The organism is Mesorhizobium sp. M0136 (genome assembly GCF_040322515.1).
GTDB lineage: Bacteria > Pseudomonadota > Alphaproteobacteria > Rhizobiales > Rhizobiaceae > Mesorhizobium.
The window spans coordinates 81,239-100,615 of sequence record NZ_JAMYTP010000006.1; the positions used below are offsets into that span (position 1 = coordinate 81,239).

Sequence of the window (19,377 nt, forward strand, 5' to 3'; positions counted from 1 at the left end):
ATGACTCTTCTTGGTACAACCAGCACTGTGGCCATTTCGCTTTATGCACTGCTCTCGACTGCTTATAAGAGCATGCAGGGGATTTATGCTCTGCCGACAAACGACTCATCGGCGTTGAAGGATCTCGTCGGCTCCGATCAACTGCCCAGCGTGGATGTCATCGTCCCCTGCTTCAACGAGGATCCGCGCACGCTTTCAGAGTGCCTGGCTTCCATTGCAGACCAAGAATACGCCGGAAGACTTCGGGTCTATGTGGTTGATGACGGTTCTGGAAATCGCGAAGCCGTAGGAACTGTCCACGAAACCTACGCGCGCGACCCTAGGTTCGACATCATTTTGCTTCCCGAGAATGTTGGAAAGCGCAAGGCGCAGATCGCCGCGATACGCCGCTCATCCGGGGATTTGGTGCTTAACGTTGATTCAGACACGATACTCGCGTCCGACGTCATCACCAAGCTTGTACCGAAGATGCGAGATCCAGCGGTCGGCGCAGTCATGGGTCAGTTGATTGCCAGTAACCGGAGCGAGAGCTGGCTGACAAGGCTGATAGACATGGAGTACTGGCTGGCTTGCAACGAGGAGCGCGCGGCACAGGCTCGCTTCGGTGCCGTTATGTGCTGTTGCGGCCCATGTGCCATGTACCGCCGGTCTGCGCTCCTTTTGTTACTGGACCAGTACGAGTCGCAATTTTTTCGGGGCAAGCCAAGCGACTTCGGGGAGGATCGCCATCTCACTATCCTCATGCTGAAAGCAGGCTTTCGAACCGAGTACGTTCCGGGCGCCATCGCGGCCACAGTCGTTCCGAACAGACTCGGACCGTATCTGCGCCAACAACTCCGTTGGGCACGAAGCACATTCCGGGACACGCTGCTTGGGCTGCGCTTGCTGCCCGGCCTCAATAGCTATCTCACGTTGGACGTGGTCGGACAGAATCTCGGGCCGCTACTCCTCGCCCTATCGGTACTAACGGGCCTCGCACATTTCGCACTGACAGGCACTGTGCCTTGGTGGACAGGACTGATGATTTTGTCCATGACCATGCTCCGATGCAGCGTGGTAGCATTTCGTGCTCGACAGTTTCGATTTCTGGGCTTTTCCCTGCACACGTTCATCAACATCTTTCTCTTACTTCCCTTGAAGGCCTACGCGCTGTGTACATTGAGCAATAGCGATTGGCTGTCGCGAAGCTCTGCTGTCGCTACATCGAACACTGGGGGAAAACAGGCCCCCACCCAAACTCCGATCACTGGATCAAGCAGGGCAGAATTCTCACCGCATGCGGCTCCGCTTCGCAGGCTCAATCTTGCGCGGATTCTTCGGGATTAGCGCTGTCGAGCAACATCTGCGGCGACGAGTGATCGCTGATTACCTAGGTGACGAGAGGTGGACGAGTTTGACCCAGAACATGAATCATCAGTTGCTCGATCGGGAATTGGCCGCAGACGATCCGTGGCGCCTCGACGGCAATCCGTTCGAGCGGGAGCGCCACACGCAAATGCTCCAGCTGGCGCTTGCCCAAGGCTCCATTACAAATGCCCTCGAAGTCGGGTGCGCTGCCGGCGCATTCACGGAAAAACTAGCTCCCTACTGCCATGGGCTCACCGTCATCGATGTCGTGGCGCAAGCGATTGCTCGAGCACGTCAACGGATAAAGGAGCCGTCGCGCATCAACTGGATAGTCTCCGATGTTCAACAGTTTTCGACCGACGAGTTGTTTGACCTGATCGTTGTGGCGGAGGTCCTATACTACCTCGAAGACATAGCCGAGATGCGCGCGGCCGTCAAAAACCTGGTGCGGGTGCTTGCGCCAGGCGGGCATCTGATCTTCGGATCGGCAAGGGATGCTAATTGCCGTCGTTGGGGTCACGCCGCTGGTGCTGAGCCAATCATCGCCATGCTGAACGAAACGTTGATCGAGGTAGAGCGTCTTGAGTGTCGGGGCGAGTCGGTCAACGAAGACTGCTTGCTCGTCCGTTTCCGGAACCCGCTTTCCGCTTCCTGATGAATCGAATCTATCGCCGTTAACGTGGAGACACTATGCGCATCTGTGGTACCAAGCTGACCCATGATGGGGCGATCGCCCTTGTCGAGGATGGACGGCTCGTCTTCTGCGTTGAGCAGGAAAAGCGGCACAACAATCCGCGTTATCAAACCATCGATAATCTCGACGCAATTGTCGCCGCTTTGGCGGAACACGGGCTAAATCCTTGTGATGTCGATCAGTTCGTTATCGACGGCTGGGATGGCGAAGACGAGTCACAGTTTCAGGTCCGGCAGGCAACCAAGCAACCGCCAGTCTTGGCGTCCCTCTCGGTAAAATGAACCCATGTCCATGGTAGCGATCGATCTTACTGACGTAAGCAAAACTTATGACAAGCTCGTTGTCGACAGACTCTCGTTCCGCGTTGCGGCGGGGGAATGCTTCGGGCTCTTGGGACCGAACGGTGCGGGCAAAAGCACGATTGCGCGTATGGTCCTCGGCATGACATCGCCTGATGCGGGGAAGATTACTGTGCTCGGCGCTCCAGTGCCGGCGCGCGCGCGTTTGGCACGTATGCGCATCGGCGTGGTCCCGCAGTTCGACAATCTTGATACCGCGTTCACTGTACGCGAGAACCTGTTGGTGTTCGGGCGCTACTTCCGGATGAGCAGACGCCAGATCGAAGCGGTCATACCGTCGCTGCTTGAGTTCGCCCGCCTCGAGAACAAAGCGGATGCGCGCGTCGCCGAACTGTCCGGCGGCATGAAGCGGCGCCTGACGCTCGCGCGTGCGCTGATCAATGACCCGCACTTGCTGGTGATGGACGAGCCGACCACCGGCCTCGATCCGCAGGCCCGCCACCTGATCTGGGAACGGCTGCGATCGCTGCTGGCGCGGGGCAAGACTATTCTTTTGACTACCCATTTCATGGAAGAGGCCGAGCGGCTGTGCGATCGGCTGTGCGTTATGGAGGAGGGGCGCAAGATCGCCGAAGGCCGCCCGTCCGCACTCATTGACGAGCAGATCGGCTGTGACGTGGTCGAGGTCTACGGCGGCAATCCGCATGAACTGGGTGCGCTGATCCGGCCGTACGCACAGCGCATCGAGGTGAGCGGTGAGACGCTTTTTTGCTATGCACCCGATCCGGAGCAGGTGCTGGTGCAGCTACGCGGGCGCGCGGGTCTGCGCCTTCTGCAGCGTCCCCCCAATCTCGAGGATGTGTTCTTGCGGCTAACCGGGCGCGAGATGGAGGACTGAACAATGGGCGAACGTTATGCGGCGGCCATGCCCGCCAATGCGTGGAATTGGGTCGCGGTTTGGCGCCGCAACTATCTTGGATGGAAGAAAATCGGGCTTGCATCGGTTCTCGGCAACCTCGCCGATCCGATGATCTATCTGTTCGGTCTCGGCTTTGGCATCGGAACAATGATAGGTCCTGTTGAGGGCACTTCGTACATTGCGTTTCTCGCGGCTGGCATGGTTGCCACAAGCGCGATGGCATCGGCGACTGCTGAAACGGTTTACGGGAGTTTCGGCCGCATGGACAACCAGCGCACCTGGGAAGGAATGCTATGCACTCAGCTGACGCTCGGCGATATCTTACTCGGCGAATTGGCGTGGGCAGCCACCAAGGCCCTGATGGCGGGCACAGCAATCACTATTGTTGCCACCACGCTCGGCTACACATCGTGGCCATCCATCCTCTGCTTGCTGCCAGTCATCGCTCTCAGTGGCCTCGCCTTCGCGAGTCTAGCGATGGTCGTCACGGCGCTTGCGCCCAGTTATGAATATTTCATATTTTATAATACGCTTGTTATAACACCCATGCTGTTCCTTTGCGGCGCGATGTTTCCGGTCAACCAATTGCCCGGCGCTTTTCAGGACGTCGCCTCCTTGTTGCCGCTCGCACATGCAATTGACCTCATTCGTCCGGCGATGCTTGGCCGTCCGGCCGGCAGCATGGGCCTGCATATCGGCGCGCTTTGCATATACACGGTTTTGCCGTTCTTCCTATCGGTTGCTCTATTTCGTCGTCGGCTGATGCGTTGACGCTACTCACCATTCGTAAAATTGATTATTTGGGCGATACCCATCCACGCGTCGGATAGGTCAATACATGCGTTTTAAGGGACTCGATCTAAATCTCCTGGTTGTGCTGGACGCTTTGATCAGGGAGCGTAAAGTCACCGCCGCGGCCCGCAGTATTAACCTGAGTCAGCCGGCCATGAGCGCCGCCGTCGGTCGGTTACGCGCCTATTTCAGCGATGAGCTATTTACGATGAACGGCCGCGAACTCATTTTGACACCACGCGCGGAGGGGCTCGCCACAGCAGTCCGGGAGGCATTGCTGCACATCCAGCTGTCGATTATTTCCTGGGACGCCTTTAACCCGGCCCGATCGGATCGTCGCTTCCGCATCATCCTTTCCGATTACCTCACGCTCGTATTTTTTAAGAAGATCGTAAAGCGTGCTGCGCGGGAAGCTCCCGCCGTCCGCTTCGAATGTCTGCTTATTTCCGACGACCCCGAGGAGCTTCTCCGGCGCGGCGACGTTGATTTTCTGATTATGCCGGAAGTGTTCATGTCGAAACATCCTCGCGCAGCCCTGTTCGAAGATATGCTCGTATGCGTAGGCTGCGGCACGAACAAGCAGCTGTCAGAGCCACTTACATTCGACCGATACTTGTCGATGGGGCAGGTTGTGCTTAAATTCGGGGACACCCGGCAGCCCTCCATCGAGGAATGGTATTTGCTCGAGAACGGTTTCGAGAGACGTATCGAGGTCGTCGTACAGGGCTTTAGCATGATCCCGCCCCTTCTATCAGGCACCAACCGCATCGGGACAATGCCCTTACGGCTGGCGCAGCATTTCGCAAAATTAACACCCCTGCGGATTGTCGAACTTCCGCCGCCACTTCCTGCCGCATTCACGGAGGCCGTCCAATGGCCTGCGCTTCACAATAATGATCCGGCAAGCCTGTGGATGCGGGAAATGATGTTGCAGGAGGCATCTCGTATGATTACCCCGCCTAAGAGCACCGGACGTCTCAGTTGTCGGCCGAATTGAGAAACTGACCCCTCGGTTATGAGAGGAGGCATGGATGGCGATTGGGGATTGGGCGTTCCTGCATTGTCGAGAACGATGCAGGGAGAGCAGATCCTTCAGCATGAAGAGGTGGCAGCGATGCTGCGGCTGCATGAGCTTGGCTGGGGAATGAACCGACGGGCGAAAGAATTCGGGTGCGCGCGCAACACGGTGCCTCGGTATCTAAGCGAGGGCGGGACTGTTCCGTTTCGCAAGCCTGTGCGGCCGACCGCGTTTGACGGACTGGACGATTGGCTGCGGGAGCGCTTCTTCCCCCATGGCTCGGGCTGGATGACGATCTCGACCCGCTCCAGATGCGCCGGGAACGCCTTGCGCGGTCGCGCAGCACGTCGCGGCTCGCCTGTCGGTCTTGCGGCCTCGAGCTCGGACTCAATCGCGCCGAGCCCGGTCTGGATTTCGTCGAAGGCGAAGGCCTGCTGGTCACGTTTGAGCTTCTCGGAGCTGCGACCGAAGCGGCGCGCTCCAGCTGCTTGACGATCCCATGAAGGTCGGCGATCCGCTCCTGGGCAGGCTCGTTGAGTGTCGCCATCCGGACGATCTCGGCCTTGAGTGTTTCGCTCCGGAGTTGTTGGAGTTCGGCCTTCTCCGCCGCCATGGCGACGAACATCGCCTTGAGCATGTCGATTTCGTGGGGACGGGCCGAAGCGCTTCTCGTCATGACGCCGACAGAAGCTTATTGTGCACGGCCTGAAGCCCGCCTTTTGCGCCTGAGTCACTTCGCCACCGCCTTCCGGCCGGACGCCGTCGCCGTTCGGCTCGAACGCGTGTCCAGTCCATGCCTTCGACGAGCGCCATCAGTTTCGGCGCGGCAAGCCGATCACGCCGTTCTCCGCCAGCGGAACTTGTCCTCGTCCAGCGCTCACGGTGCGGGTATGCCGGCGTCGAGCAAACAGAGAGAAGTTTGGGGCCCAACCAGGACGGCCCCGTTACGAAGTTCGTCCTAGTCCCGGTTTGAGTGTCGAATCTTCATCGATTGCATCGGCGACCAGCGTCTCCGCCGCCTGCGAGCCCGCAACTGCTCAGCAGAAGGAAGTGAACGTGAGTGCATCCATTTCGTAAATGTGTGTCTATCCAAGCAATCGATTTCTCTAATTATCCGATGAGCAATATGAACGCGTCGGGCAGGGTGCATCATTAGGAGTATTTTTCGATGGCAAACATTATCGAGGGTGGCCCGGGTGCCGAAACACTCCTCGGCACCGAGCGTGAAGATTGGATGGAGGGTTTCCAGGGCGGTGACTGGATTGACGGTCGTGGCGGCAACGACGAGATCTCGGCTGGCCCGGGCAGTGACCGAGCCCTCGGCGGCGAGGGTAACGACCGCATCTTCGGCGGAGATGGCTGGGACGATCTCTCCGGCGACAACGGCCGCTTCAACGCGCGCATCTCCGGTGAGGACAATGACAGGCTCAGCGGCGGTCCCGGCCAGGATGTCCTCTACGTGGGTGACGGCCAGGACACGTTGACCGGGGGCACCGACAATGACACGTTCGTGTTCCAGTTCCACAATCCGGTGCCTGGGGTTGTCGGGTCGAAGTCGGACATTACCACTATCACCGATTTCAACCCGGCGGAGGACAAGTTCGCCTTCGATGCGGTGGGCCTCTACAATGACGGTTTTGGCGCGAACTTCGTCAACAACGCCAGCATACAGTCCGGCTACCCGGTGAGCAGCTTCTACAGTGGCGCGGCCTCGGGTGCGAACGGCGAACACGTCGTGGTAATCACTGGCGAATCTTTCAACTCTGCTTCTGAAGCCGCGAGTGCGATCTCCGGCGAGCACGCCGGCGACATCATTGTCTACCAAAGCAGCTACACCGACAGACTCGCAACTCTGGCCTATGTCACCGCCGACAACAGCGCGCATGAGTTCGCCCACCTGGGCGGTGTGGTCACCGTGGCCGACCTAGGCCTGACCGCGTCGGACTTCACCTTCGTTTGATCCAGAAAACCCATACGGAACAGCGCCCCGCCCCCCTGGGCGGGCGCTTTCCGTTTCCGCTACTTGCGATGGGCCGGGGCGCCCGGGAGCAGTCGCAGCGTGTACAGCTTGACGAAGCCCTGCACGTCGCGCTGGTCGTACACCGAAATCTCCCTGAAGGCGTGGAGGCGGAAGCCTGTTCGGGCCCTTGCGGCCGGCCACGATGACGTTGCCCTTCCAAACCTTCAGCCGGACGGTGTTGTTGTTGACCCGCTCCATTAGATGCCAAACCAAACATATTCGGCGGGAGCACTGATCCTGAATCAGCGAGCGGATGCAGTCGGTCGCCGCTCGGGGAGCAATATGGGGAGCTGGGTCGCCAGATCCTCACGGAGACCTACGTGAGTAACCATTCCTTGAAGGATTCAGCTTTGAGACCTTTCCCTCTGACTTCCGCTATTTGGGGAATTCTGTTGATCAGCGGCGTGGTGAACGTGCTTGCGCTGATCTCGCCGCTGTTCATGCTTCAGGTCTACGACCGCGTTCTGGCAAGTGGCAGCGTATCGACGCTAGTGGGGCTCGTCGTGCTTGCTACAGGGCTTTATGCGTTCCAGTGCCTGCTCGACATTTTGCGCGCGCGCGTGCTGCTGCGGATTGGCGAGCGTTTCGATGAACAGTTTTCCGGACGCGTTCACGATGCGATCGTTCGCCTTCCGCTTTCAACGCGCATGCCGGGCGACGGCTTGCAGCCGCTACGCGATCTCGACAATGTTCGCGGATTCTTAGGTGGAAACGGCCCGACAGCGTTCTTCGATCTGCCATGGATGCTGCTTTATCTTGGCATTTGCTTCCTCTTTCATTTCTGGATCGGCATGACGGCACTTGTCGGGGCGATCGGTCTCACATCTCTGACACTTCTTGCCAACACTCTCTCGCAACGACCGATACGCGATACCATTGCCCACAACATGGCACGGAATGGTCTACTGCAAGCAGCGCGTTGCAATGCCGAGGTCGTGCAAGCTCTCGGTCTCGGAAAGCGGATCGCTGCCCGATGGCACAACGCCAATGCCAAGTATCTGGCCGCCAGCCGGAAAGCCGGGGACGTGGCAGGTGGGCTGGGTGCCATTTCAAAGTCGCTGCGCGTGCTGCTGCAATCGGCCATTCTTGCCGTCGGCGCGTACCTTGTGATCAGGCAGGAGACTACGGCCGGGGTCATGATTGCCAGTTCGATCACGATGGGGCGTGCGCTGGCTCCGGTCGATCTGGCCATTTCAAGCTGGAAACCCTTCCTCATGGCGCGCCAGGGTTGGGCGCGGCTGGAGGACCTCTTGGGAAAGGTTCCTGAAACCGCTCCTGTTATGCCAATGCCTGCACCTGAACGCGAACTCCGCCTCGAAGGCGTGACAATCGTTCCGCCCGGCGAAAGGAAGCCGACCGTGACCGGCCTTGCGTTTGCCGTTCAGGCGGGAAGCGCACTCGGGATCATCGGTGCATCGGGTTCGGGCAAGTCGACACTCTCGCGCGCCATCGTCGGCGCATGGGCGCCGGTCGCCGGAAAGGTTCGCATCGACAGCGCAAGCCTCGATCAATGGGACCGGGAAGCGCTAGGCCGTCATATCGGCTATTTGCCGCAAGGTGTTGAACTATTCGACGGCACCATTGCCGAAAACATCGCTCGTTTTGAAGATAATCCTGACCCTGAGGCTATTGTCACCGCGGCGAAAGCAGCGGGCACGCACGAACTGATCCTCCGATTTGAGCACGGCTACGAAACTCCGATTGGTGAGGCCGGATCGGCACTTTCCGCCGGGCAGCGCCAGCGTATCGGTCTTGCCCGTGCTCTTTATCGAGACCCTTTCCTTGTTGTGCTGGATGAACCCAATGCCAATCTCGATGCGGAAGGCGAGGCTGCGGTTGTCAAGGCGATCGCCTCCGTGCGCGAGCGCAAGGGCATTGCGGTTGTCGTTGCCCATCGGCCGAGCGCCATCCGCGCCGTGGATTTGGTGTTGGTGATGGAAGGTGGACGGCAGCGAGCATTCGGTGCGCGTGATGAGGCGCTTTCCAAAGTCCTTAAGGGGGCAGCGATGGCATCAGGCGCTGGGGTCAAGGCCATCGAGTCTACACAGGATAACGAGCGCGCTGACATGGAGGATCCCGGTGTCCGGCATTCATCAGAACAATGACGTTTCCAGGTCCATTCGCCGGCACCTGGTGGCGGGCCTGCTGGCGAGCGTGATCTTTGTGGGAGGAGCCGGAGCCTGGGCGGCCTTCACGAATCTCTCCGGCGCGGTTGTCGCGTCCGGACACTTTGTCGTCGATTCCTATGTGAAGAAGGTGCAGCACCCGACCGGCGGGGTGGTGGGAGAAATCCTGGTGAGCGAAGGTGATAAAGTAAAAGCCGGCGACATCCTCATGCGGCTCGACGCCACCCAGACGCGCGCCACTCTCGCTGTAGTCACCAAGCGGCTCGATGAGCTGGCCGCCAACCTGGCACGACTCGAAGCTGAGCGTGACGATCTGGCGGAGATCGCCTTCCCGGACTGGCTGCTCGCCCGCAGAGATGTTCCGGACGTAGCTTCGGCAGTACATGGCGAGACGCGGCTGTTCGAATTCCGCAGACAATCCCGCGACGGAAGGCAGGCGCAGCTAGCGGAACGCATCACTCAATATGAGCACGAGATCGAGGGGCTCAAGGCGCAGGCAATCGCTTGTGAGAAAAGCACCGAGATCCTTCAAAAGGAAATTGCTGCCCTGAGTGGGCTGCGCGACCAAGGCATTGTCTCGGACCAACGCTTGAACAGTCTGAAGACGCAGGTTGCCACTTTCGGCGGCGAACGCGGTGAGAAGATTGCACATCAGGCACAGACGGCAGCCCGCATAGCCGAAACGCGCCTGCAGATCCTGCAGATCGATCCGGATTTCAAGACGGAAGTCGGCCAGGAGCTCAGAGAGGTTCAGGCGCAGGTTGGGGAGTATGTTGAGCGCAAGGTGGCGGCTGAACAGGAACTGCGACGGATCGATATTGTCGCGCCGCAGTCAGGCGCCATTCAACAACTCGCAGTTCATACGGTCGGAGGAGTGATCACGCCCGCCGATCCGATTATGCTAATTGTGCCGGAAGGCGACGATCTTGCGCTTGAAGCACGAATCACCCCGAAGGACATCGACCAAATCCAGCTTGGTCACAAGGCCGTGCTGCGGATGTCAGCCTTCAATCTGAGGACCACGCCGGTATTGAACGGATATGTCAGCCGGATCGCAGCCGATCTGGCGACGGACGAAAAAAACGGCGTTTCGTATTACCTGGTGCGTCTGTCGGTTCCGCATGCGGAACTGACGAAGCTCAAGGACCTGACGCTCGTGCCCGGCATGCCGGCCGAAGCGATGATCCAGACGGGCGAGCGTACGGCGCTTTCTTATTTTGTGAAGCCGCTGTCGGACCAAATCAGTCGCGCATTCCATGAGGAATGAAAGTAACCACAGAAACATTTTGTTGGTATTCTTGTTGGTTGTTACGCATGCATGAGAGTCATAACCGTCTGAAAACACAGCCATACTTTCCTCAGTTGGATTCCGCCTCTGACTCAGATTCGTGGTTCCACGGTCATTTTGCCCTTCCAAGTCGCCGACCATTCAGTTCTTGGCCTCGAGCGCATTAAGATACCCATCATCGTACACAAAGGCTGGAAAAGAGTCCGGTGTCTTGAGCGATCCTGAGGTCTGGAGACCTAGGGTGAGCCTGCAAGCACAGGGCTAGGACATGATTGAGCGTCTGCAATATTCGGACAGGTACATAGGAAGACAGGCAGGCGTCAAAAACGCGCTTTCAACGCGCTAAACCGATGCTACGCACCCCGAGCGTCTTGCCGCCCTCGCTCCCGCCGGTAGGAATCAATCGCGAGCAGGCTGCGACGTTCATCGGCGTAAGCTCAACGACCTTTGATGAAATGGTCCAGGACGGCCGGATGCCCCAGCCACGAATGCCGAGCAAGGGGCGCATTGTTTGGGACGTCGAGGAACTTGTATTGGCCTTTCGAAAGCTCCCTCACCGCCAAATCGGAGGAGCACCAAAGCTTGACGAAGATTCGCCGCCACTAGACAATCCTTGGGATCGAAAACCACGAACATGACGGATGAGCCCGTGAAAATCGATCTTAAGGGCGTAGTGAAGGACACTGATCGCCACGGCAATGATCGGTACTATTTTCGCGCACCGGGTCGGAAGAAGGTCCGGCTCCGTGAACCGACCGGCAGCGACGAGTTCCTCGAGGAACTGCGGTGCGCGCGCGCCGAGGTCACTTATGTTCGGCCCGGCACTCTTCCCGAGATTTGCCGGCGCCTCCCCAAGCCTTCCGAGCCAGCGAAGAAAGGCACGTTGCTGTGGCTTTGCCAGGAGTATTACCGTCGGGGCGGCACGGAAATCACCCAAGACACTATGGCGCGCCGACGAGCAATTCTGGAGCGCGTATGCGAATTACCTCATCCCCTCGAAGGTGACCCGGATCCTCAGTATCCCACCAAGGGATCTCTGCCATTCGCCGGTATGAAACGGTCTCATGTTAAGGAGATCAGGGACACCAGGCTCGACGCCCTTGGCGCGGCAAACAATATCGTAAAAGCCATCAGCGCGATGTTTGAGTGGGCAAAGGACACAGAGATTCCGGGCGTCGACTCCAATCCCGCCCGCGGCATCAGACGGCTAAAGAGCGGCGACGGCTGGCACCCATGGGACGTGTCGGAGATCGTTCAATATGAGAAGCGGCATCCGCTGGGTACCGCAGCCAGACGTGCGCTCTCGATCTTCATGTTTACTGGCCTGCGGTTGTCCGACGTCGCGATCTTCGGTCGACAGCACATCACGCTCGTCTACAACGAGGAGACCGAGCAGTGGGAGAAGTGGATCAGAATTAAGCCTGGGAAGACCAGTCGTAACAAGGATGCGGTGTTGGTGGAGCTCCCGCTTCTGCCCGAACTAGAGGCGGAACTTGAGCACACGCCCTCCGACCAGATGACCTTCCTGGTCAATGAGTATGGTCGCCCGTTCTCGGAGAACGGTCTGGGCAACAAGATGCGCCAGTGGTGTGATCAAGCTGAGCTGCCGCACTGCAGTGCTCATGGAATTCGCAAGGCCGGCGCGACGATCGCCGCTGAGAACGGCGCGACGCACGAGCAGCTGAAGGCGATATATGGGTGGACTACGTACCAGCAGCCCGACCACTACATCAAGAAAGCGCGTCGCCGGAAGGTAGCGAGAGCGGCGAAATACCTGCTGGTTATCGATCGAAAAGAGAACAAAATTGTCCCACTTTCTGAGGGGGTTGAAAGAGGTGGGACAAAAATGGCCAAAAAATCCAATTAAATCAACGGCCACAAAAGCCAATGGTGGGCCCGGAGGGACTCGAACCCCCAACCAAGCGGTTATGAGCCGCCGGCTCTAACCATTGAGCTACAGGCCCCACGGTGCTGGATTAGTGTTTTTCCCTGAACCGCACAAGGCTTTCCGAAGCTATCCAAGCAGGCGCTCCAAGGGGGCTGGCAGAGATCGCCCAAATCAGCCCATATTGATAACCTATTGCACGTCGCCCATTGGACGCGGCCTACTCGGCTGCCTTGGGATCGCAGATCGAGGAGATTTTATGACCAGACGTATTTTGCCCCTGGCGATTGCCGCCGCAGTCGCATTTCCGGCGATCGCGGCCGCCGCCGATTCGCCACCGCCGCCGCGTATCGTCGTCACCGGTGAAGGCGAGGCGGCGATAGCACCCGATCTGGCTCTGCTGACGCTCAGCGTCATGCGTGAAGCCAAGACGGCACGTGCAGCGCTCGATGCCAATAACGACGCCATGGCCGCGGTGATCGCTGCAATGAAATCATCCGGCATCAAGGAGCGCGACCTGCAGACCGCGGGCATCCAGATCAACCCGCGCTATAACTACACCAACAAGCCCGACGGCAGCCAGGAGGCCGAGCTTGTCGCCTATCAGGTGACCAACACGCTGTCGGTGCGCATCCGCGACATCGACAAGACCGGCGACATTCTCGACAAGGCGGTGTCGCTCGGCGTCAACCAGGGCGGCGGCATCTCCTTCTCCAATGACGATCCGGCGGCAGCCGTCACCGAGGCGCGCAAGAAGGCCGTCGCCAATGCCATGGCCAAGGCCAAGACGCTGGCCGAAGCGGCCGGCGTCGGCATCGGCCGGGTCCTGGAAATCACCGACCAGAATTTCGCACCACCGCCGATGCCGATCAACGCCAAGGCATTCGATGCCGCTGGCGCGTCGGTCCCGGTGCAAGCCGGCGAGAATTCCTATACCGCACAGGTGACGGTGACTTTCGAATTGAAATGATCATCGCTTGCACATGCAAAACCCCGGAGGATCGATCCTCCGGGTTTTTGAGCCGCGCTTTCCGTCCTGGCGGAAAGGGCTCCGCTACTCTACCGGCTGCAAGTCAACCGGCCGCACGCCCGAAGACCTTAGCGATAGATAATCGGACAGCCGCGCTCGTTGGCAAATACGATCACGACACGGTCGCCATACTGGCGGCCGGCGACCTTGACCGTGCGGCGGTTGATGTCGATGATGCGGGCGCGGTGCAGGCCCATGCGTTCGGCCTTGTCGATGGCACGCTCCGGCGAACAGGACCGGCGCCAGCCGCCATGACGGCGGTGTTCGCGATAGTAACCATCATCTTCGTCGCCGGTATAGACGCCGACGCGCGGATCCTGGTTGTTGCCGAAGCCGAGATAGATGCTGTCAGCATGAGCGGGGATGGCAGCAAGCGTGCCAAGGCCGACAAGAGCCGAAAGAGCAACCGTCTTGATGGTATTGAACATTGTCTTCTCTCCTTGTTGAGGGGTTTCAACTCGTTTTCGTCGAACCGATGGGAGGAGAATGCACCCGCCTGTCTGAATTTTTTGCGAACCGGCCATTCATCCCCCGTTCATGCGGCAAGAATGGGCCAGCCGTTAGTCTCTCCGTCTCTGGAACCGTTCTATGCAGGGCAGATGGGGAACGTACCCTTTTGCCATGGTTCCCGGTCTTCGTTACCGCAGGAAATCCTATGGCTCGTCTGCGAGAATATGGTCGAAATAGTCGTCCGGCTCGGCAAGGTCGGTCTCGCTGGCGCTGACCCGGCCCCGCATCGAGATGCCGGCCTCGTGCACGGTCTCGTCGCTTCCAGACACCAGCCTGTGCCACCAATAGAGATCGCGGCCCTCGGCGACCAGCCGGTAAGCGCAAGTCTTGGGCAGCCAGCTGATGGTGCGCACATTCTGCGGCGTCAGCCCGACACAATCCGGAACACGCGCCAGCCGGTTGGCATAGTCGGAACAGCGGCAGCTTCCAGCGTCGAACAGCCGGCAGCCGACGCTGGTCCAGTAGATTTCTCCGGTGTCCTCGTCTTCGAGTTTGGACAGGCAGCATTTGCCGCAGCCGTCGCAGAGTGATTCCCACTCGGCCGGGGTCATCGCCTCGAGCGTCTTGGTCTTCCAGAACGGCTTGTCCATTGTCGGCATGTGGCCCTCGGACGCCTCAAGGTCAAGCACGGCAACCCTTGCGCCTCGTCCGAACGATACGCCAGGAACATACGAATGACACGAAGTCGCCTTCAAAACGCCGGTCAATCGCCCCGTGCCACCGCTAAGACCTACAAACAGGAACCAAACATGGTTACCGAAAGTTTGGGCAGGGATGGGACGCCACAAGGAGTGTTTATGATGAAACGCCAACCACGGATTCTGGCAGGCACGGCGCTTGGCCTGTTGATGGCGTCCGCGCCGTTAGGCGCGTTCCCGCTGCAAGGCAATGCTGCATTCGGCCCCGCCCGGAACAGCGCAATGTTTATCCCGGCGCAGTCGAATTGTGCCGAGGGCGAATCGGCCGACGCTTGCGCTCAAGGCGGAAAGTCGGAGCCGGAACAGAAGCCCGGCAAGAGGCGCGACCGGCAAAAACAATCCGAAGCGGCGCCCGCCGAACAATCGGGCGAGCCCGAGCAGAAGCCGCGCAGGAACAAGCGCGAGCAGCAAAAACAGAGTGAATCCGCGCCTGCCGAACAGCTCGCGCCTTCTGGCGAAGAGCAGCAAGGAAATCAACGAAGGAAGAAGAGGCAGCAGCAGATCGAAGCCGCTCCGGCTGACCAGCAGGCCGCACCTGCGAACGACGATCAGCAGCAACTCAAACCGCGCAGGAAGAAGCGCGACCAGCAGCAGATCGAAGCCGCTCCGGCTGACCAGCAGGCCGCGCCTGCGAACGACGATCAGCGGCAACTCAAACCGCGCAGGAAGAAGCGCGACCAGCAGCAGGAAGCTGCACCTGCTGAACAACCCGCCAGGCAGGTTGCGCCCGCGAACGACGATCAGCGGCAGCTCAAGCCGCGGGGAAAGAAGCGCGACCAGCAACAGCAGGAGGCCGCGCCTGCCGAACAGCCGGCCGAGCAGGCTGCACCCGCGAACGACAACAACGAGCAAGTCAATCCGCGCAAGAGGAAGAACAAGCAAGACCAGCAGATCGAGGCGGCACCGGCCGAACAGGCGCCGCGCAAGAAGGAACGCCCCGCCGGTGAGCCTCTCCCACAGGCCGAGCCACTTCCAACCGAGAAGCAAGCGGCTCCTGCTCAAGGCGAACAGCCCGAGAACCAGGCGAAAAAGCGTGGCAAGAAGCCCGTTGTGGAAGAGCCGGTGACCGGCGAACAGCAGCCCGCAACCGGTGAGCAGCCCACGACGACTGGCGAACAGGCAGCACCCGCCGAGGGTGGGCTCCCTGCTCAGGGCGAAGCCGCCGCCAACCCGAACGAGGCGCCCATACTGGACAGCCAGAAGGATGTCTTGCGCAAGCGCAAGGGCGGCAAGGAGCGCGGCCAAAATGCCGGTAAGCAGCAGGGCAACCAGCCAGCCCAGCAGGGCGAGAACCAGGTGGAAGCCCCGAAGCCTGCTCCGATCGAGGAGGGACCGCCACCTACCGACGACAAGGCAGCCCAGCAGGAGATCAAGCCTGAAAAGATCGTTCCGGTGACCGAGGAAAAAGGCAAGCGCGTCGAGCGTGCGCCCGACATCGAGGATGTTCGCCGCCGTCCGCGCCCGCAGGGCGCCAACGTCGTCAGGGAATTCGGCGACCGCGTCATCCTGCAGTTCAACAACCAGACCTTCGTGGAAAGCAGCGATGCCCCGCGCATGCACCGCGGCGCCAGGAATGTCTATTATGAGGACCTGTCGGGCGATCGCACGCGGGAAATCGTCGAGCGTGACAATGGTGTCCGGATCGTCACTATCCGCAACCGCTACGGCGACGTCATCCAGCGTTCACGCATCGCGCCTGACGGGCGCGAATATGTGCTGAGCTATGTCGACGAGCGCTACTATGACGATGATGCAGACTGGCGCGACCCGGGCGACGACCTGCCGCCGATGCGCCTTGCCATTCCGCAAGAGGAGTACATTCTGGATTCCGAAGAGGTCGAGGATCCGGACGACTATTACACCTTCCTCGAACGGCCGCCGGTGGAGAGGGTCCAGCGCCTCTATTCGGTCGACGAGGTCAAGCGCTCAGCCCGCGTGCGTGACATCGCCCGCCGGATCGACCTCGATACGCTCAACTTCGAGTTCGGTTCGGCTTCGATTTCCGACACCGAGGTCCAGAAGCTGGAGGGTGTTGCCAACGCCATGGAGAAGCTGCTGAAGAAAAACCCGGCCGAGACCTTCCTGATCGAAGGCCATACCGATGCAGTCGGCACGCCGGAGGCGAACCTCGCTCTGTCCGACCGCCGCGCCGAGGCGGTCGCCGAAGCTCTGACCAATGCCTTTGGCATCCCGCCGGAGAACCTGACGACGCAGGGTTATGGCGAGGAGTATCTCAAGGTCAACACGTCGGGACCCAATCGCGAGAACCGGCGCGTCGCCATCCGCCGGATTACCCCCCTGGTGGCGCCGGTGGCCAGCGCCCAATAAACCGCAATGTGAACCGCGCGATTCGATCAACCATTGAGTCGCGCGGTCATCAATCTTGAAACGCGCGGCTACCAATCCCAAATTCTGGACAGGGCTTCCCTGCCCTGTCCCGACTCCAGCGGGACACGCGAGCCCCGCCGGTCCCCTCCCGGCGGGGTTTCGTTTTTTTAGGACCTTGCAAACCGCCGCAGCCTGCCCGAAATACGGCGCTCCGCAAAGAAGCCCGGAACCGTCACATGAAGCGCATCGAACTTGCCATCGAATCGATCATTCTCGCCTCGCGCTGGCTGCTGGTCGCCTTCTATCTCGGACTGGGCGCGGCACTTGCCATCTATGCCGTGTCCTTCGGCAAGAAGCTGTTCGAGTTCGTTCCCGTCGCCTTCACGCTCGATGACACCGACACCATCCTGAAAATGCTCGGCCTCATCGATGCCGCGCTGGTCGCCTCACTGGTGGTGATGGTGATCATCTCGGGCTACGAAAACTTCGTCAGCCGCTTCGATGAAAATGACGGCAAGGTGCATTGGCTGGGCACGATCGATGTCGGCTCGCTGAAGGTCAAGGTCGCCTCGACAATCGTAGCGATCTCCTCGATCCACCTCTTGCAGGTGTTCCTGAACTCGGTCTCCTACACGACCGACCAGCTGATGTGGCTGACCATCATTCATCTGGCCTTCGTCGCCTCGGCATTCATGCTTGCTTATATCGACCGGCTGATGGGCCTGGGCAAAGCCAAGAAAGCCGGGGAGTGAGCACGCGTCTGTGCCGGTCTTTTGAGGGATACTTCTGTAGGTAGATGCTTCCGTCAGTAGATAGCTTTGATTTTGGTATCAGTCCGGCCGAACACCTCGTCCGGCACAAAAAAGTCGCCGGCGAGCGGGCCTGTCGCGCCCGGCGCATAGGTCGAGAAATCGCTGACGCCCTCGGCACGCAGCACTTCTTCGTCGATGTAGAAATTGCCGGTCGCCTCACGCGACGGCCTGACCAGGATGGCGTATGCCGCATCGGCCATGATGTCGGGCGAACGGCTCATCGCTGCCACCGTCGCTCCGCCCAGCAGGTTGCGCACCGCCGCCGTGTCGATGGTTGAGATCGGCCATAGCGAATTGACCGCGATGCCGTCGCTGGCGAACTCGGCGCTCATGCCCAACGTGCACATCGACATGCCGAACTTCGCCATCGTATAGGCGACATGGTTCTTGAACCATTTGGCCTTCATGTCGAGCGGCGGTGCCAGGTTCAAAATGTGAGGATTTTCCGCCAACCTTAAGTATGGAATGCACATTTTGGAGACGAGAAAAGTGCCGCGCGTATTGATCTGGTGCATCAGGTCGTAACGTTTCATGTCGGTCTCCAGCGTGCCGGTGAGTTGGATGGCGCTGGCGTTGTTGATACAAATATCGATGCCGCCGAACCTCTCCACGGTTTTGGCGACGGCTTCGGCGACCTGCGCTTCATCACGGATGTCGCACAGCGCTGGCAGCCCCTTGCCGCCGGCCCGCTCGATCTCTCGCGCCGCCGTGTGGATCGTCCCCGGCAGCTTCGGATGCGGCTCGGCGGTCTTGGCCGCGATCGTCACGTTGGCGCCGTCGCGCGCCGCGCGCAACGCAATCGCCAGCCCGATGCCGCGCGACCCGCCGGAGATGAATAGCGTCTTTCCCTTGAGCGACATCGTTGCGTCTCCCTGCAACATGAAAGACACGATCCTTGCGCGGCTGAGAACCGCCGCGCAAGGCCCAACCCACCGCATGCGGGTTACGCTGCGTAGGCCTTGAGACAATTCGAGCTAGACCAGCACCAAGCCCTGCCGCATGGCAATGGCGATCGCATCGGTGCGGTTGGCGGCACCGAGCTTGGTCAAGATAGCCGCGACGTGGAACTTCGCCGTGTGCACGGAGATGTCCAGCCGTCGCGCGATAACCTTGTTGGGCGCGCCCTCGGCCAGCAGCGCCAGCACCTCGCTTTCGCGCGGCGAAAGTGTTGGCCGGGCGATGTGCCCATCAGTCGGTTCCTCATCGAACCGGTCGCTGTCATGGAAGGTAAAATCGTGCCGATCGGATAGAGCATGGCTGTCGCGCGAAATCCGGTAGCCCGCCGCCGCCAGCCGCGCGGCGGCGGCGATCAGCAACTCGTCCGCTTGCACCGGCAGCACGGCAAACACTGTATCGGCCGGCCGTTCACGGGCCGCTCGCGATAATAGCAGCACGCGAGGCATAGCCGCGTCGAAGAGACCGCCTTGTACTCCATGGTCATCGACGATGGCGACATCCGCCGCCCCGCGCCCGTCGACGTCGCCCGCCAGAACCGGCCGCAGATCATCGGTCGCGGCGAGAGCCGCAGACAGACTTCGTGCGCGCTCGGCGTCAGCGAGCGCGATCAGCACCGTCAGCCGTCTGCCAGCGACCTCACCGCTTACCATCTAT

General features: G+C 60.0%; 17 protein-coding genes, 1 tRNA gene and 3 pseudogenes. 14 read left to right on the top strand and 7 right to left on the bottom strand.

The genetic code is table 11. The annotated features are described in order from the left end of the window. The 7 genes and pseudogenes from nodC to NKJ35_RS09095 form a co-directional block, all read left to right on the top strand. Positions 1-1,326: a chitooligosaccharide synthase NodC gene (gene nodC / locus NKJ35_RS09065; RefSeq protein ID WP_352646419.1), complete on the top strand. Its 1,326-nt coding sequence runs from the start codon at positions 1-3 to the stop codon at positions 1,324-1,326. A 79-nt stretch (positions 1,327-1,405) separates the two neighbouring features. Beyond that, the gene (gene nodS, locus NKJ35_RS09070; RefSeq protein WP_502904625.1) at positions 1,406-2,002 is read left to right on the top strand and encodes a nodulation methyltransferase NodS; all 597 of its coding nucleotides are present in this window, start codon (positions 1,406-1,408) and stop codon (positions 2,000-2,002) included. A gap of 35 nt (positions 2,003-2,037) precedes the next feature. Beyond that, positions 2,038-2,283: pseudogene (locus tag NKJ35_RS09075) on the top strand (carbamoyltransferase N-terminal domain-containing protein); the annotation flags it as partial. A gap of 43 nt (positions 2,284-2,326) precedes the next feature. Beyond that, entirely contained in the window at positions 2,327-3,238 is a 912-nt protein-coding gene (gene nodI, locus NKJ35_RS09080) for a nodulation factor ABC transporter ATP-binding protein NodI (RefSeq protein WP_023719311.1), read from the top strand. Positions 3,239-3,241: 3 nt separating this feature from the next. Next, entirely contained in the window at positions 3,242-4,030 is a 789-nt protein-coding gene (locus NKJ35_RS09085) for an ABC transporter permease (protein ID WP_352450738.1), read from the top strand. A gap of 67 nt (positions 4,031-4,097) precedes the next feature. Then, complete coding sequence (locus NKJ35_RS09090; protein ID WP_352457039.1) at positions 4,098-5,048, top strand: LysR family transcriptional regulator; 951 nt, start codon at positions 4,098-4,100, stop codon at positions 5,046-5,048. Between the two features lie 30 nt (positions 5,049-5,078). Then, a pseudogene (locus NKJ35_RS09095) lies at positions 5,079-5,345 on the top strand (IS21 family transposase); the annotation flags it as partial. 29 nt (positions 5,346-5,374) lie between these two features. Here NKJ35_RS09095 and NKJ35_RS09100 read toward each other — a convergent pair. After that, positions 5,375-5,803, bottom strand: a pseudogene (locus NKJ35_RS09100) (transposase domain-containing protein); the annotation flags it as partial. Positions 5,804-6,237: 434 nt separating this feature from the next. On the opposite strand from NKJ35_RS09100, the gene NKJ35_RS09105 reads away from it, so the two are divergent. From NKJ35_RS09105 to NKJ35_RS09120, 4 genes are all read left to right on the top strand, one after another. Beyond that, positions 6,238-7,029, top strand: coding sequence for a calcium-binding protein (locus tag NKJ35_RS09105; RefSeq protein WP_352646423.1), 792 nt, complete (start codon positions 6,238-6,240; stop codon positions 7,027-7,029). A 395-nt stretch (positions 7,030-7,424) separates the two neighbouring features. Continuing rightward, entirely contained in the window at positions 7,425-9,194 is a 1,770-nt protein-coding gene (locus NKJ35_RS09110; protein WP_352646676.1) for a type I secretion system permease/ATPase, read from the top strand. Further along, positions 9,169-10,482 (top strand): HlyD family type I secretion periplasmic adaptor subunit, encoded by a 1,314-nt coding sequence (locus NKJ35_RS09115; protein ID WP_352548197.1) that lies wholly within the window; start codon positions 9,169-9,171, stop codon positions 10,480-10,482. The genes NKJ35_RS09110 and NKJ35_RS09115 overlap by 26 nt, the downstream gene beginning before the upstream one ends. A gap of 670 nt (positions 10,483-11,152) precedes the next feature. Then, the gene (locus NKJ35_RS09120) at positions 11,153-12,370 is read left to right on the top strand and encodes a tyrosine-type recombinase/integrase (protein ID WP_352457555.1); all 1,218 of its coding nucleotides are present in this window, start codon (positions 11,153-11,155) and stop codon (positions 12,368-12,370) included. 21 nt (positions 12,371-12,391) lie between these two features. On the opposite strand, the gene NKJ35_RS09125 is transcribed toward NKJ35_RS09120, so the two are convergent. Then, positions 12,392-12,467, bottom strand: a tRNA-Ile gene (locus NKJ35_RS09125). Between the two features lie 180 nt (positions 12,468-12,647). On the opposite strand from NKJ35_RS09125, the gene NKJ35_RS09130 reads away from it, so the two are divergent. Beyond that, complete coding sequence (locus NKJ35_RS09130) at positions 12,648-13,358, top strand: SIMPL domain-containing protein (RefSeq protein WP_352506781.1); 711 nt, start codon at positions 12,648-12,650, stop codon at positions 13,356-13,358. 128 nt (positions 13,359-13,486) lie between these two features. Here the strand turns inward: NKJ35_RS09130 and NKJ35_RS09135 are convergent, their stop codons facing one another. The 3 genes from NKJ35_RS09135 to NKJ35_RS09145 form a co-directional block, all read right to left on the bottom strand. Beyond that, positions 13,487-13,846, bottom strand: coding sequence for a hypothetical protein (locus NKJ35_RS09135; protein WP_352637442.1), 360 nt, complete (start codon positions 13,844-13,846; stop codon positions 13,487-13,489). Positions 13,847-14,071: 225 nt separating this feature from the next. Next, on the bottom strand, positions 14,072-14,518 hold the full coding sequence (locus NKJ35_RS09140; protein WP_254820372.1) for a YcgN family cysteine cluster protein: 447 nt from the start codon (positions 14,516-14,518) through the stop codon (positions 14,072-14,074). Positions 14,519-14,791: 273 nt separating this feature from the next. Then, positions 14,792-15,613, bottom strand: a complete 822-nt coding sequence (locus tag NKJ35_RS09145; RefSeq protein ID WP_352646424.1) for a hypothetical protein — start codon at positions 15,611-15,613, stop codon at positions 14,792-14,794. A gap of 75 nt (positions 15,614-15,688) precedes the next feature. Between NKJ35_RS09145 and NKJ35_RS09150 the strand changes: the two genes are divergently transcribed. After that, positions 15,689-16,954: an OmpA family protein gene (locus NKJ35_RS09150; protein ID WP_352646425.1), complete on the top strand. Its 1,266-nt coding sequence runs from the start codon at positions 15,689-15,691 to the stop codon at positions 16,952-16,954. A 236-nt stretch (positions 16,955-17,190) separates the two neighbouring features. After that, positions 17,191-17,706, top strand: coding sequence for a TIGR00645 family protein (locus NKJ35_RS09155; RefSeq protein ID WP_254820365.1), 516 nt, complete (start codon positions 17,191-17,193; stop codon positions 17,704-17,706). A 53-nt stretch (positions 17,707-17,759) separates the two neighbouring features. Here the strand turns inward: NKJ35_RS09155 and NKJ35_RS09160 are convergent, their stop codons facing one another. Continuing rightward, a complete protein-coding gene (locus NKJ35_RS09160) occupies positions 17,760-18,626 on the bottom strand; it encodes an SDR family oxidoreductase (RefSeq protein ID WP_352646427.1) in 867 nt (288 codons plus the stop codon). 114 nt (positions 18,627-18,740) lie between these two features. Then, entirely contained in the window at positions 18,741-19,373 is a 633-nt protein-coding gene (locus NKJ35_RS09165) for a helix-turn-helix transcriptional regulator (RefSeq protein ID WP_254820363.1), read from the bottom strand. Positions 19,374-19,377: the final 4 nt, after the last annotated feature.